Here is a 14761-nt window from a genome sequence, read left to right as displayed (position 1 = left end):
TTCATTTAACCTAAAGGATAGAGTTAGCGTTCACCAAAGGCGACACTAACATTGGTATAGATCGGTTTCCAAAGATACTGAAATACGGACTTTTCGCCTGTCGTAATATCTGCTTCTCCTGTCATACCTGGTAGAATTGAAAACCTTTCAGGATCATTATGAAAGTAGGGTTCGTCAACAGAGATAAAGACTTCATAGAAGATTTCACCTCGCTCATTCTGACTGGTTGTCGGAGAAATTTTTTCTACTTCTCCAATTAAAGCTCCGAAGCGACTGTAGTCGAACGCATCAACTTTAACTCGGGCTGGTTGTCCTTCATGAACAAAGCCAATATCCCTAGGTGATAGCTTAGCTTTAAAGTCCGCTTTCCCCGTTAAAGGGACGATTTCTACCACTACGCCACCAGGTTGAATTACACCACCAACTTGAGTACTGGGAACGCTTTGTACCAGCCCTTTCAATGGTGAGGTCACAACTGTGTTTGTCACTTTCGCCTCACTCGAACGCACTCTCGCATTTAAAGCAGACAAATCTGAAACAGCTTTTGAGCGTTCATCACTCAGTTTTGAACGAGACTCTGCCAGCAGCTGTTCTATTTTTTGCTCGTTGGTCGAAGCTTGCTTCTCAAGGACGGAGCGCTTACCTATTGCCTCCGCTATTTGCTGCTCAATACTTGCCATTTTTTGTCTCATCTCTAGCACTCTTAATCGAGAGATGTTCCCTGCCTTGAAGCCCTTTTCTAGTATATCGAGTTCTTGCTTGGTCGCTTGTAATTGCTTCTCGTAAGAGGGTAAGGCTTTTTTCACCGAACGAAGCTGCTCTGCAATTTGTTCACTATCCTTTTCTAATACCACCCGCTGTTGATAAAACAAGGCTTTTTGTGCACTCAACTGAGCCAGCTGCTCACTCACTAAAGCCGGATATTCTGCGGAATACAAAGAAAAATCAGGCTCTCTTTGATCAAGCAAAGCGTTCATCCTTTCTATACTCAGTGACAGCGTAACCTGCTGAGATTTAAGCTCATCCAAAGTTGTTTGTTGAAACGTTGCATCAAACTCCACTAGCGGTTGTCCAGCTTCTACTAAATCTCCTTTCTTCACCAGCACACGTTTGAGTTTTCCTCCAATTTCGCTTTGTAACACCTGCCGCTCCCCCTCAGGAATGACTGCCCCTTTCGCTTTGGCAATTTCATCCACTTGAGTTACCAGTGACCAAACAACGAAAGTGACCACGCAAATGGCTACCGCCCACGTCGCAATCAATAATGATTTTGACGTTACACTCGACTCCACTAGTTCACCGTATTTATGTTCAGCCATTGGATACCTCATTGATAAATTGTTGTTGCTCAGTTTCTTCTTGTTTTATTGGGCCTGCATACGCTACGGAACCATCATTTAATACGACCACCTTATCCGCTAGTTTAATTAAATCAGGATCATGAGAAGTGAAGATGATGGTTGATTGTCCTCTTTTACGGTGAACAAAATCTGTGAATACCTGTTTCGCCTTAGGGTGATAGTCTGGAACAGGGTTATCCATTAACATGAGTTTGTAATCATAAACTAGTGCCTTAGCATCAATAAGGACTTGAGCAATCGTACCAGATAGAATATCGAACAAGCTGTCCGGTATGAGTGAGCTAATCACCGTATCTAAACCTTTAGGCAGCGAGTCATACCATGCGCTCCCCCCCACAAGAGCGAGTGCATCAACCATCTTCTGATCGGTCACCTGCTTCCCATCAGCTAGCCATTCCCTTACCGACAGAGAGAGTAAGTCTGGATAGGCTGCGCGGATGAAACACCAATGACGGAATAGTTGTGGGTCATATTGAGACAAATTCACCCCTTCAAGCTCAATCGCACCATTCTGTGCAACTTGAAGCCCCGCTAGAGATTCTAGCAACGTAGATTTACCACTACTGGATGGTCCTGTAATAGCAACAACTTCTCCTTTGCCTATCTCAAAGCTCACCGCGGAGAGAGCAGGACGTATCTGTTTTGGATATCGAAGCGTCAGTTGGTCTATTTTAATGGAAGGGGCATGATCAGGTAATGCGTGATGCTGATAGCTGAAATCACGCTCCGAAGGTTGGGCAAGTAAGCGATTAATTTGCATTTTAGACTGATTAAAGCTGGCAAACCTTGACGCACTGTTGGCTAGCATTTGAGCTGGCCCAGTAATACGAGAAATCAACATCATCGCGGCGATTAACCCACCAGGACTCAATACCTCTTCGAAAATCAAACCAATTCCCAACCCCATAACAGCGATTGTTGAGCCTAAGGTGATAGCGTAATAAATAGAGGTGTACCTGTGCTGTCTAATCGCTTGATTAAAACCAACTTTTGAAGCAAGGAAGTTTGCCTTATCAAAACGTTTCAACCAATACGGCGCAAAACCAGAGGTGCGTAAATAAACCAGTTTTAAGGAGAGCTCATTAATAAGATTCTGTCGATTGGTACCTGCTATGGTCGACTGCATTGAGCTCTTACTAGAATTAGCCAACGCGTGCTTGGAAAATATGGCATACAATATAAGCGAAGCAATGGGTACTAAGATAAGCCAACCGCCCAAAATCCCGATAGCAAGAATAAAAATAACAACGAACGGGATATCAAACAGCGCTCCTCCCAACGGCCCCGACAAAAGGCTCGATACCCTTTCCGATAAGAGAATCTGATTCTGTTGGTTGAACGCGATCGATTGCTGATTCTGAGTGTACGAATTTTTAAGAGTTTTTTTGACTAATGCTTGAGAAACCTCTCGGCTTAAACGATTAGCTAAGCTGACCAATACTTTTCCGCGTAAGGTTCTAAGCAGCCCCATCATGACAAAAAGAAGCGCTGCACCAATGGTAATTCCCAATAACTCATGCGCTGCATCTCCTCCAATCACATGGTCATAAATTGCCATAGTGATAAATGGAAGACCTAAGGCAAAAACATTCGTGAAAAAGCTTACAATAAGTAATTTCGGTAGCATTGGCTTAAATGCATCGAGCCTTTCACCAGTCCAATCCGAAGGGTGCTTTTCTAATGGCAACCCCAATACAACCACGTAAAAGTCGGCAGGCTGGCTTTCCACTTCCAAATTTACGCCATCACACACTTCGATACGCCCATCTTTGTAAACAGCAAGATAATACTTCGAGCTCTGATCCCGGTTAAGCTTAGGAACAATTTCATAGGGAAGATAAATCCGGTCAAACAACGATAACAATTCATCGATATTCTCAAGCCCATTTTCATCAATCCACTGTTTAGAAAAAAATTGTATATTAGTACTGACTTCCAAGCCTTTTAGCAAAGCGATTCCGGCTTGTTCGTAACTGTTCATCATGCTGCCGCCCCTTACTTCTCTTCCACAATCATAGTTCTGTCCGTAAGTTCAATGATTGCCGGATGATGAGAAACCAATACAATCATCCGCCCTTGAGTTTTTTCCTCTCGTAACACTCGATTAAGGGCTTCTAACCCATCAAGGTCGAGAGAGGCATCAGGCCTATCAAGAACCACTAATGGTGAGGTTGCAGCGAGCTGAGTAGCTAGGTTTAGGAGCTTGATATCGCCCATACTTAGTGGGCTCGAAAAAGCGTGGCCAACTTTCGTTTCTAGCCCGTCACTTAACTGAGCTAGTTTGCTGCTTACCCCAAGCTTTTGGGCATATTGTTGTGCCCTTTCGGTACGCTCTGGATCAAAACCACACAAATTGTCGAGTAAAGAGCCGCTGACTAACTGCCCTTTAACGCCAGCGTAAGAACTAATAGATGACAGAGATTCTATCGAAGCACTGTCATGATTTATGAGAAGGTCTCCGCTTTGAGCCCCGTCAACTCCAGCAATCACTCCAGCAAAGAAACTGTCGATGTGCCTTTCATCACTACTCAAATGAATGATCTCCCCTCTAGCCATTTCAAAAGAGACACTGTATGTGTGGCTATAACGTTGGGCGGTTAGGTTACATACGGCAATTGCATTCACTGATTTAATATCGCCTACTTCAAATGAATGTTGAGGCAAGTTACGAATTCGACCAATAGCCTGATTAGCGGAATGAATGGAGTTCAGTTTCACACGCATGCCAATGAGGGCACTTAAAGGGGCAATCGCACGCCCCGACAAAATCGAGCATGCAGCTAAACCGCCTGTTGTAAGATCTCCATCAAGAACCCATATGCTACCGGTGATCACTATCACTACCGATGTCATTAAGGACGCTAATTGAATAAATTCTAGTGCAAAGGCGTTTTGTTGCTCTTCACTAGATTTGGATAAGAACCTTTCATCGTTAGTGCGTTTAAACTGACGATAAAGCCTCGACTCCACAGCTTGTCGTTTGATGCCTTGCAGAGTTTGTCCGAGTAGCAGCATAAATCCCTTTCGGTCTTGCTCTTTCTCTAACGCGTCTTCACCTAAACGCTTAGATTTTATCGAGGCCAGCCAAACGACTGCACTGGCTAAGACCCACACAGCAATAGGAACAAGAACTAAGCTGCCACCAATGTAATAAACTAAGCCGAGAAATAGGAGAGCAAAGGGAAAATCGATAAAACCGGAAACCATGCCCCCTGAATACCACTCTTTCACTCTCGATATATACGATAAGCCATTGTCAACACTTGACGCTCCTAGCATGCGTAGTTCATTAGGCTTGGCATTAGTCACGGCTGAAACAAGTTGATCAAAGGTCTCTTTTTCCGTATTGCTTGCTGCAGCGGATAGTAACCAACTTCGCACATAACGAATGAATGATTCCAATAAAACGGCAGTACATGCTCCAACGATTAGTAATGTTGCCGTACCGTAGCTCTGGTTCGGCAGGATGCGATCGTAAATTTGCAACACCGTCAATGGAACGGCAAGTGATAGAAGATTAATTAGAATAGAGGGTACCATCACCCTCCCAATGACATCTTTATTGATCGTCTGCGTCAGCTGCATACCTAGCTCCCCTGTATTCATATGAGATAAGGTTGGTATACAGTAGGGGGTTATTCAAGTTAAGGTTCTGAATTTTAGATTAAATTTGATACATGACGACAAATTACATTGGCCATCAGCAATTGACCGCTTACGCCTGAGAAAAAGAGTCATTGTGTTTTGGTCACAAAACACTCAAGGTTCTTCCAATTTTTCGTTCCCTGACATACATTCCTAAACAACTTGATGGAACTATTTCCAATTAGCCTATCAATGTCCGAAAACAGCCATAGGGTTTCCGCCTTTATCAGTTAAATCTCTACTATGCCCTCCCCTGATAATGATAAAATCTCCATATTAGTACTATCGAGAAATTCTATGTTTATCCATCGCGTTAACGACATTGACTGGCTGGTGATTACCGCTTTTGAAGAACTGAAAACCATATTCATCGAAGAAGCCGGGGCAATCCCCTCTTGCTTCTCTACTGCGAGTGAATTGAACCTGATTGACCAAGCCAAGCGTACTTATGGATATTTGCCCAAACTCAGCGGCGTAGTCACAGATACCGGTACGTTTCAAAGCCAAGATAACGAAGAAGGTTTGAACCCACAACTTGCCTGCCTAGTTGAAGGGCGTGGACGAGTGTTTATCTATCACGGCGGCTTTGTCGCTTTTGTGGATGACGAACAAACCTTTATTACCCGACTTGACTAACAACCATTCGTAAAGTTGAAAGCTGCGGTTAAGTGAGGATCTGCTCCCCTAGCATGGTATATAAGAGGGATTAGAACAATCTGTCAGATTTGATTACATCGTCATTTTGGACTGACAGATTGAATCCTTACTAGCCCACAATAAGAGTGATTCTATACGATCTTATTTTTCACAGTAACTAGTACCGTAACGTTGAGAATTTGCCTTTCGACCATTTGGACCTACTGAGTAAAAAGTAGTGATCTCATCGCCTTTTACACTCACAATCACTGCGTAGTGTTCAGGATGGTCATTGGTTTGTGGGATTTTATGGAAACAACTCCTTCTATCCGCTAGGTCAAAGTAACCTTTGGTGGCTTGATAAAGAATTTCATCTGCATTCATTTCCATGTTGTAACCGTTGACAGGCTTCAACTTCCATTTGCTTTCATTGTTGAGATAGCTCGTAGGAATTGAGTAGATCCCCTTTTCCGGCACAACCTCATTGCCCGAACCAAAACATTTATCATTGTTTGGTGGACACATAGAAATGACTCCCATTTCGTATAGTTCTTTATATCTTGGGGCATAATGTAACCCGCCAAGACTACCGTCACTTTCTCTCTCTCCACAGAATATATGGTCAAACCCATCATTCTTGGTCCACAATGTTACGAGCTTCTCTATGTTTAAAGATTCATCAATAGATAGCAGTTTCTTTGTGATATCTGGATAATTTTCAAATAAAGATTGTAGGTCCTGTTCAGATACACCACTTCCCCATTCTCCACATATTCTCAGTACTTCTTTATCAATGGGTTTGTTTTTAAATGTATATTCAGGAGCGAAAGCCGTATTGGGGTCATCATCAAAAAATGGGACTTGCTGGGCGTGAACATTGATGGCTGTGAAAAGAAGAGCCAATGATGATATTGCTAATTTCATGTTTATTTCCCTTTTTGATTATCTATTAGAGGTCATACTGTATTTTTGGGCCACTACATATCTCCTACCCACACTTGATTTGGAGCAGATTATCACATAGATCTTCATATGACCCTTGTTCGCCACTCAAAAGAAAGGCCCCAAAGGAGCCTTATTCGTGCACGATTGCTTGTGTGCAATTCTTAAGCTTGGGAATTCAATAGGGTTTGTAATTTTCGGTGTTCAAACTTAGCCCACTAGACGATAGTCACTTATCTATTGACAATAATCGTGTCGAACGCGCCATTAAACCGCTAATGAGAGCGCAATGCTTTACAGCATCGTAGAGTCAGTGAAAGTAAACGGCCTTATTCCCTATGGCTACACGGTCAAGTGCATTGTAGCCTCGTTGCTTCATGGAGTGTTTACTTTAACGACGTCCCATCCAAAAGTACTCAGACTCACCATCCTGATAGAAATGTTCAACAGCCGCCCTCAAAGTCCCCGCTTGAATATGGCCTAATTTAACTAGCCGGTCACCATGAGCATAAATAATATCCGCAGCTGACATAAAAATACCATCTGAAGCGTCAACCGTATGAACAGTTCCCCCTCTACTTTGTGCAAACCTATGAGCGACATACACATTAGAAGTAAAGGATTGAACTTCTCCAGCACTCCCGCTAGTTCTTGAAGTGTGCTTAATGATCGAACTCATACGCTCATCAAGATTTGGGTAAGAGTCTGGTAAACTCAAGGCAAACACATCACCTCGATAATATTTACTATTAGGCCCCTTAGGGATAGAAGACTTGAAATCGTTGCGTGTTTTCCCCAGCAGATTAAGTATTTGATCAAGGCAAGATTTACGACTTTCTTTTTGCTGTGCTGCTTTCTCACGCTTAGCGATAACCCGCCTTCTATTATCAGCCCATCGTTTCTCATCAGTTTCATCAGACGTTAATTCAGCCCTGCGTTCTAGGCGTTGGTGTGCAGCACGTTCTCTTGCGGTTTTTTGTCTTACTTCTGGTTCTAAACGTTTGGATTTATATCTCATAGGAGTAGGCTTTAATGATAAATAACAAGGATGATAACCATATTTTCAGTAGCTTATAATTCCCAGTGAGACAATCTGACGATTTCACTAACAAAAAAGTCACTTTGACAAATCAAGCACTGCCGAAGTTAGTTTTTCAGAGATCTTTTCTAAACCGGAAACTGCCACAATACATGCTTTGACGTTGCTGCTGTCGTGGTAATGAGAATAAGCACATCCCCATTCTTTATCAATTTTGTCCAAATGCATCACCTGGCCAATCTATATGTTTGGCCTTTGTCCTCCATTCGCTCTGATGCTTATTGCAACTCATTTAGGGGCAAAAACAAGTGAACATGAACCTTGCTGACCTAAGGGCACAAAATGAGTTTCAGAAATCAATAGAGCAGTAACTAGTGTGGCGTCAAGCGCTGCTTAGCTATATCAACCATATAAGATCAAAAAAGCGAGCACGAGGCTCGCTTTTTAACTATCTGTTTTGTTATATATTACAGCAATTCTACCGATTGTTGGGCAATCACAAATTCTTCATTGGTTGGGATAACCATAGCAACCGCATTAAGTATGTCTGATTTTGCAATGATACCTGCGCGCCCAAATCGGGCATCTTCGTTGCCCTGCTCGTCTTCAACAAAGCCAAGTAACTTTAGGTTGTTCAGTATTTCACGGCGAATAGGTAGCGAGTTTTCACCAATACCGCCGGTGAAAATAATCGCATCTAACGCATTCAGCGGAATCAAATATGAGCCGATGTACTTGGCAACACGATAAGTGAAGACTTCAAAAGCAAGTTTAGCCCCCTCGTGTCCCTTTTCCATTGCTTCTAAAATGCCGCGCGCATCAGACGTCAAACCAGAAACCCCCAAGAAACCAGACTTCTTATTCAAAGTCTCAAACACCTTCTCTTGGCTCCAGCCTTTTTTCATTAGAAACTCAATTATTCCTGGGTCAAGGTCCCCAGAGCGAGTTCCCATCATCAAACCGGCTAATGGTGTAAAGCCCATTGATGTATCAACAGACTGACCGTTGCTGATCGCACAGACCGAGGCTCCGTTACCCAAGTGAACAGAGATAAAACTCGACTCTTCCACACGTTTATTTAGCATTTTGGCTGCTTCACGGCTTACAAAATAGTGACTAGTGCCGTGGAAACCGTATCGGCGGATGCCATATTCTTTATACAGTTCGTTAGAAATCGCACCAGTAAATGCCTTCTGAGGCATAGTTTGGTGGAATGCCGTGTCAAAAACAGCAAATTGAGGGAGGCTTGGGAATGCTTGCATGGCTGCTTGAATCCCTTTTGCGCCTGCTGGGTTGTGGAGCGGTGCCAGATCAGACAAGCTTTCAATTTCTGCTAGAACTTCGTCATTAATACGAACTGTGGAGGTGAATTTCTCGCCACCATGCACGATACGGTGTCCCACAGCAACTAGATCGTTTGTCAAACCTAATGACTCCATCAGGCTAACAATTCGGTTAATTGCGTGTTGATGATGATTGTCTGGAGCAGTGATGGCCTCTTCTGTCTTCTCACCTTTATACTTCCAGCCAATGACTGCTTCAGAGAGCCCAAAACACTCTCCTAAGCCTGTGATAACAGCGTCACCTGTAATGGAGTCGATCACCGCAAATTTAAGAGAAGAGCTACCAGAGTTAATAACCAGCACAAACGAGTTAGACATGGAGTATGTATCCTGTTTCAGACTGAATTTTGGAAGCAAAGTGCTTCTTTTTGTGTGCCTTACATTATTCAATATTTTTTTAATGATTCAACTTTATTTTAAAGAAGGACCTGTAGGAAACGATTTTTTGTTGATCTAACGCAACTTACGCTTTATTTCTAGCCATAAATTTAATGTTAGTTTTATAAATATGAAATCCAAGCCTAAACTCTATTAACAGAGTGACACTTTTGCGAGTTTACCCAAACCTGTTCCTTATGGTCTAACTAGTGACGACTTTATCTATTGTTCTGGTCATTTCAGGCATCATCATTCTATTAGCGGGGTACGTTCCCGCTAATAAAGTTTGTCGGAAGACAAAGCACTTAGGGTGGCAGGTTTTAAGCTACTTAATTCTTGGTTTCGTCGCCGGCTATACCTTTGTTTTAGTAGCTATTTTTCATGATCCTATTGTTACTCCTGTATTATTTGGCCTCTGCATCATTCTTTTTTGCGGTAGTATTTTCGTGTATATGGTGACCACCTACAGTTTACAAAGCATCAACCAACTCCATGTTCTAGCCGACGAAGAAAAGCACAATGCGCTTCACGACTCACTCACCACACTCCCCAACCGAAAACACTGTATAGAAACAATTGAGTTCTTAATTGAGTCCGATACCCCCTTTGATTTGATGCTGCTTGATATCGTGAATTTCAAGCAAGTTAATGATGGAATGGGTCACTTCTGTGGTGATCAGTTATTGATTCAAATCGGCCAACGAATTTCATCTTTGCTGCGTAAAGAAGATTTCATTGCCAGAATTGGTGGTGATGAATTTGTTCTTATTTGTCCAAATAGCAGTGAATCCGCATCAAAAGTATTGGCTAAGCGTATTGATACAGAACTGCGCAAACCCTTTTGTATCGACGGTTTTGAGTTGAGCACCGGTGCAATTATTGGCTTAAGCGAATTTCCAAGACACGGAGAAGACGCAGAACAAATCATTAATACCGCTGATGTTGCTATGTATTGGGCCAAAAAGTCTGGTCGCTTGTTTGCGTGCTATGACGATAAAATGAGCCAAGGAGCCAAGAAAAAACTGCGCATCACTCGCGAAATTGATGCCGCACTTCTTAATGACGAGTTTTGTATCTATTACCAGCCGATCCTGTGCGGGAAAAGCGCGATTGTTTCTGGCTACGAAGCACTAATCCGCTGGCAGAAAGAAGATGGTACCGTGATGAGTCCGGTCGAATTCATTCCTATTGCAGAACAAAGTAACAAAATCACCTCCATTACTAGCTGGGTCCTTAATCAGGTGTCTACCGATATCGAAAAGCTGAAGTCTGAGAATATTCGATGCCCTGTACATATCAACTTATCTGCGAAAGATCTCATGGGAAATAACCTCAAAAGGCATCTTGAAAAGTTGATTCAGATATACCCCGATATCACAGAAAACCTCATTCTGGAAATAACAGAAAGCACAGCGATTAATCGTTTAAGAAGCCCTGAAGAATTACTAGAAAGCCTCAAAATTCTCGGCTTCAAGATCAGCTTAGACGATTTCGGAACGGGCTATTCTTCCCTCTCGCTACTCAGAGACTTACCCGTTGACCAGATCAAAATTGATCGATCTTTTTTGTATCAACTAGAAACCAATCAGCGTAACAGCTCGATTGTCTCAAATGCCATCGCATTGGCCCATGGCCTCGGCTATACCGTCGTCGCTGAAGGGGTTGAAGATAACAGCGTTCTCGAACTATTAAGGCATTACGGCTGCGACTATATTCAGGGTTTTCTGTATAGCCCAGCGTTAAAAATCGATGAGGTAATCCGTTGGACTCACAATCATAACCCCCCTCATATCATTGAATTAGCGGAGGAAACGTAAGGAGAGCCCAGAAATTTTACCCACCATTTCTACCCACCTTTCATTTTCCACGGTAAGCTTTTCCTTTTGACTGCCATAAAACGATTGGCCTAAAAGTCTGAAAGTAGTAAAACTGATCATGAAATTTCGATGCGAACAACTTACCCATTGGCAGAGGTTCCCCATGAATATAGGCTCAGTAGCGAAACTTACCGGATTATCCAGTAAGTCCATTCGCCTGTACGAGGAAAAAGGCGTCATTTCTTCCCCTAGCCGCAGTGAAGCAGGTTATCGAGAATATAATGAACAGCATGTTCAAGAGCTTAACTTGGTTTCAAGAGCCAAAAATGCCGGCTTTTCACTGGCGGAGTGTAAAGAATTTGTCGAACTCGCCCACAACCCAAAACGGAAAAGCAGTGAAGTAAAAGCGAAAGCTCAGGAAAAGCTAAAAGAGGTGGAAATCAAAATTCGGGAATTGAAAGAAATTGAAAAGCAATTGAAAGGCTGGGTGAATGCCTGTCCTGGTAATGAAAGCAGTGAATGTCCTATTATTGAAGATCTGACCAAGTAGACTTGGTTATTTTCCTAATCTTTTCAACCCTTCACCATGAAGTACATCCGCAGATCATGTAACATTGAAAGACCACACTGATAGATCGGATGTCTTCATGGAAGCAGAATTACTGGAAATAAAAAATTTCCTCTCTCAGCACCCTCCCTTTGATGAACTAGAAGAGGAAGTCCTTAACTTCATCACCAAACATGTCGAAATTTCTTATTTTCGCGAGGATACGCCCGTCATCCATTTTGGTGATGAAATCCACGATTTATACATGGTTCGGAGTGGCGTCGTTGAAGTCTATCGACGTAAAGGTGAGCTCTATAATCGCCTCGATGAAGGAGCCCTATTTGGTCAAATGGGCCTGTTGACCAACAATAAAGTTCGATTTCCGGTCAAAGCTATAAAAGACACCTTGGTATACTGCATCCCAGAGCCCGTATTTCAGGAGCTCTACGACAACCACGAAGCTTTCGCTGACTTTGTAGAGGTCGAAGATACCGCCCGCTTACGCCAAGCCGTTTCAAGCACCAATGAACAAAACGATCTAACGACGTCCAAAGTGCGCACTTTGCTGACAGGCGAAGCCCCCTTCCTAGAGAAAACAGAAACTATTCAGAATGCCGCGATAAAAATGGCTGAAGAAAACGTTTCATCGCTGTTAATCATTGATCCAGATATCCTCGAGGATAACGAAGAAGATAACTCACCGCTTGTCGGAATCATTACAGACCGAGACCTATGTACCCGAGTACTCGCCGAGGGACTCGATGCCAGTGATGAAGTATCCAGTGTGATGACCACTGAGGTTATTTCGTTAGACCACAATGCCTACGTCTATGAAGCTATGCTCACGATGCTACGCTACAACGTACACCATCTTCCAGTTTTGAAAGACAAAAAGCCCATTGGTATTATTGAAGCCACTGACATTGTTCGTTATGAATCCCAAAACTCTCTACTGCTAGTGAGTAGCATCTTCCAACAGCAATCCATTGAAGAACTCGCTTCCCTATCCGAGCAAGTCAAGGATAGTTTCGTGCGTTTGGTGAACGAAGATGCCAATTCGCACATGGTCGGCAGTGCGATGTCAGTGATAGGCAAAAGCTTTAAACAACGTATTATTGAACTGGCAGAAGAAGAGCTGGGCGAGCCTCCTATTCCCTATTGTTTTCTCGCTTTAGGTTCAATGGGGCGAGATGAACAGATCCTAGTAACCGACCAAGATAACGCCATTATTCTTGATAATTCATACGTTGAAGAAGAGCACAATGAATACTTCGATGCGCTGGCGAAGAAAATCTGTGATGGATTAAACGAATGCGGCTACACCTACTGCACTGGCGATATTATGGCAACCAACCCTGACTGGCGCATGACACGGACAGAGTGGGAAGAATGTTTTGCTGACTGGATTGATGATCCAAATCCAAAAGCACTTTTAAATGCCTCTATCTTCTTTGACTTGGTCGGTGTTTACGGTCGTCTGAAGTGGGCTGAGCAGCTCAATGGTTTCATCGTCAGGCGCGCACGTAGAAACAACCGTTTCTTAGCCTGTTTAGCTCGAAACGCGATGAATCGCACCCCACCACTCGGATTCTTTAAAGATTTTGTCATGGAGAAAGACGGCCAGCATAAGAATTCCATCAACCTCAAACGTCGTGGCACTGCCCCTCTTGCAGATCTGATCCGTGTACATGCTTTGGCGGTTGGCTCGCGTTCAACCAACTCATTTGAGCGTCTTGATGACATTCACGAAGCCGGCATTCTCCCCAAAGGGAAAGCACGAGATTTACGAGATGCCTTAGAGTTCATCTCCATGGTGCGTATTCGCCACCAAGCTTTTGATGTCGAAAATCAAATCGAGCCAGATAACAATATTGAACCAGAGAACTTGTCCGACTTTGAGCGTCGCAACTTAAAAGATGCGTTTCAAATTCTCAGTAATGCACAAAATTTTCTTAAGTTCCGCTACCAAGCCAGCAATAACTTTAAGTAGGTAAATGATGATCAGAAAAATGATGCACACACCTGCCATTGACTGGGAAAACAAGTTTGCAGCAAAGCAACAAACAAGTCGAGATGCTTCACTCAAGGACTATTACAATACTGGTATCCCTAGTGCTGAAACCAACCTCGAAGATGTAACCTTTTTGGCGATGGATTTTGAAACAACAGGTTTGGATTCCGACAAAGACGACATTATCACGATTGGTACGGTGCCGTTTAATCTCAATAGAATCTTCATTAACCAAGCCCATCACTGGACAGTACGACCGCGCCAGCAATTGGCTGAGGAATCTGTCATTATTCACGGCATCACACACAGTGATATTCTTGACGCCCCTGATTTATCAAATATTTACGATCAGGTGTTGCAGCAGATGTCAGGTAGAATCATGGTGGTGCATTATCAAAGAATAGAGCGAGAGTTTCTTGATCGAGCACTGAAAGACCGCATCAATGAAGGTATCGAGTTTCCTGTTGTCGATACGATGCACCTTGAAACACTCCATCAACAGCGCCTACGTGGTGGGATTCTCAATAAAGTTCTGGGCAAGAAACCTGCCTCGGTCAGATTAGGCGCAAGCCGTGAACGTTACGGCCTTCCACCTTACACACCACACCACGCTTTAACTGATGCAGTCGCTACTGCCGAATTACTGCAGGCACAAATCGCTCATCATTACGAACGGACGACAAAACTCAATCAAGTGTGGATTTAAAAATAATATAGAGCCGGTGCAGAAACCACCTTATAAGAAGGTGGTTCTACCAACAAACTTTACAAACGATGAATGGGTTTAAAAAACAAAAAAGCCCCCGAATCTGGGAGCTTCCATCGTTCATTCAAAAAGGAAAACAAAAATGTTATGAATGAAACAGCAATTATTTTGAGCTTGTCATCTCTTTCTTAACCATTACAGCTGACGTGACGATGAAAGCGATGATGAGACCTAGCTCCATTGATAACCCCTATTGTTTGCAAAGTTGATAGACTGGACTGATTTTTAAACAGCGCCATTCTAACACTTTTAAAGATCAATGATAGTTATTAACGA

Annotated in this window: 11 protein-coding genes; 5 read left to right on the top strand and 6 right to left on the bottom strand. The window is 43.0% G+C overall.

The features are described 5' to 3' along the window. Positions 1-23: 23 nt before the first annotated feature. The 3 genes from L1D23_RS02565 to L1D23_RS02555 are packed head-to-tail and all read right to left on the bottom strand — an operon-like array spanning position 24 to position 4946. A complete protein-coding gene (locus tag L1D23_RS02565) occupies positions 24-1319 on the bottom strand; it encodes an HlyD family type I secretion periplasmic adaptor subunit (protein WP_239864035.1) in 1296 nt (431 codons plus the stop codon). Then, positions 1312-3345: an ATP-binding cassette domain-containing protein gene (locus tag L1D23_RS02560; protein ID WP_239864034.1), complete on the bottom strand. Its 2034-nt coding sequence runs from the start codon at positions 3343-3345 to the stop codon at positions 1312-1314. Before L1D23_RS02560 ends, L1D23_RS02565 begins: the two co-directional genes overlap by 8 nt. An 11-nt stretch (positions 3346-3356) precedes the next feature. Then, positions 3357-4946 (bottom strand): ABC transporter transmembrane domain-containing protein, encoded by a 1590-nt coding sequence (locus tag L1D23_RS02555; RefSeq protein WP_239864033.1) that lies wholly within the window; start codon positions 4944-4946, stop codon positions 3357-3359. 357 nt (positions 4947-5303) lie between these two features. Here L1D23_RS02555 and L1D23_RS02550 point away from each other — a divergent pair, with 357 nt between their 5' ends. Beyond that, a complete protein-coding gene (locus tag L1D23_RS02550) occupies positions 5304-5642 on the top strand; it encodes a cytosolic protein (RefSeq protein WP_239864032.1) in 339 nt (112 codons plus the stop codon). 162 nt (positions 5643-5804) lie between these two features. Here the strand turns inward: L1D23_RS02550 and L1D23_RS02545 are convergent, their stop codons facing one another. The 3 genes from L1D23_RS02545 to L1D23_RS02535 all read right to left on the bottom strand — a co-directional run bounded on the left by L1D23_RS02545 (position 5805) and on the right by L1D23_RS02535 (position 9284). Then, the gene (locus tag L1D23_RS02545) at positions 5805-6566 is read right to left on the bottom strand and encodes an EndoU domain-containing protein (protein WP_239864030.1); all 762 of its coding nucleotides are present in this window, start codon (positions 6564-6566) and stop codon (positions 5805-5807) included. Between the two features lie 409 nt (positions 6567-6975). Further along, positions 6976-7602, bottom strand: a complete 627-nt coding sequence (locus L1D23_RS02540; RefSeq protein WP_239864028.1) for a hypothetical protein — start codon at positions 7600-7602, stop codon at positions 6976-6978. A 488-nt stretch (positions 7603-8090) separates the two neighbouring features. Continuing rightward, positions 8091-9284, bottom strand: a complete 1194-nt coding sequence (locus tag L1D23_RS02535; protein WP_239864026.1) for an acetate/propionate family kinase — start codon at positions 9282-9284, stop codon at positions 8091-8093. Between the two features lie 269 nt (positions 9285-9553). Here L1D23_RS02535 and L1D23_RS02530 point away from each other — a divergent pair, with 269 nt between their 5' ends. The 4 genes from L1D23_RS02530 (at position 9554) to L1D23_RS02515 (ending at position 14425) form a co-directional block, all read left to right on the top strand. After that, positions 9554-11161, top strand: coding sequence for an EAL domain-containing protein (locus tag L1D23_RS02530; RefSeq protein ID WP_239864024.1), 1608 nt, complete (start codon positions 9554-9556; stop codon positions 11159-11161). Between the two features lie 163 nt (positions 11162-11324). Next, on the top strand, positions 11325-11711 hold the full coding sequence (gene cueR, locus L1D23_RS02525; RefSeq protein ID WP_239836295.1) for a Cu(I)-responsive transcriptional regulator: 387 nt from the start codon (positions 11325-11327) through the stop codon (positions 11709-11711). A 97-nt stretch (positions 11712-11808) separates the two neighbouring features. Continuing rightward, positions 11809-13698 (top strand): DUF294 nucleotidyltransferase-like domain-containing protein, encoded by a 1890-nt coding sequence (locus L1D23_RS02520; RefSeq protein ID WP_239864023.1) that lies wholly within the window; start codon positions 11809-11811, stop codon positions 13696-13698. Positions 13699-13705: 7 nt separating this feature from the next. After that, positions 13706-14425 carry a 3'-5' exonuclease gene (locus tag L1D23_RS02515; protein WP_239865361.1) on the top strand — a complete coding sequence of 240 codons (720 nt, stop codon included), beginning with the start codon at positions 13706-13708 and terminating at the stop codon, positions 14423-14425. Positions 14426-14761: the final 336 nt, after the last annotated feature.

This window comes from Vibrio sp. Isolate24 (assembly GCF_022398215.1).
Lineage (GTDB): Bacteria > Pseudomonadota > Gammaproteobacteria > Enterobacterales > Vibrionaceae > Vibrio > Vibrio coralliilyticus_A.
Note: the sequence above shows the minus strand (reverse complement) of the source record. Positions and strands in the feature narration are given on the sequence as shown.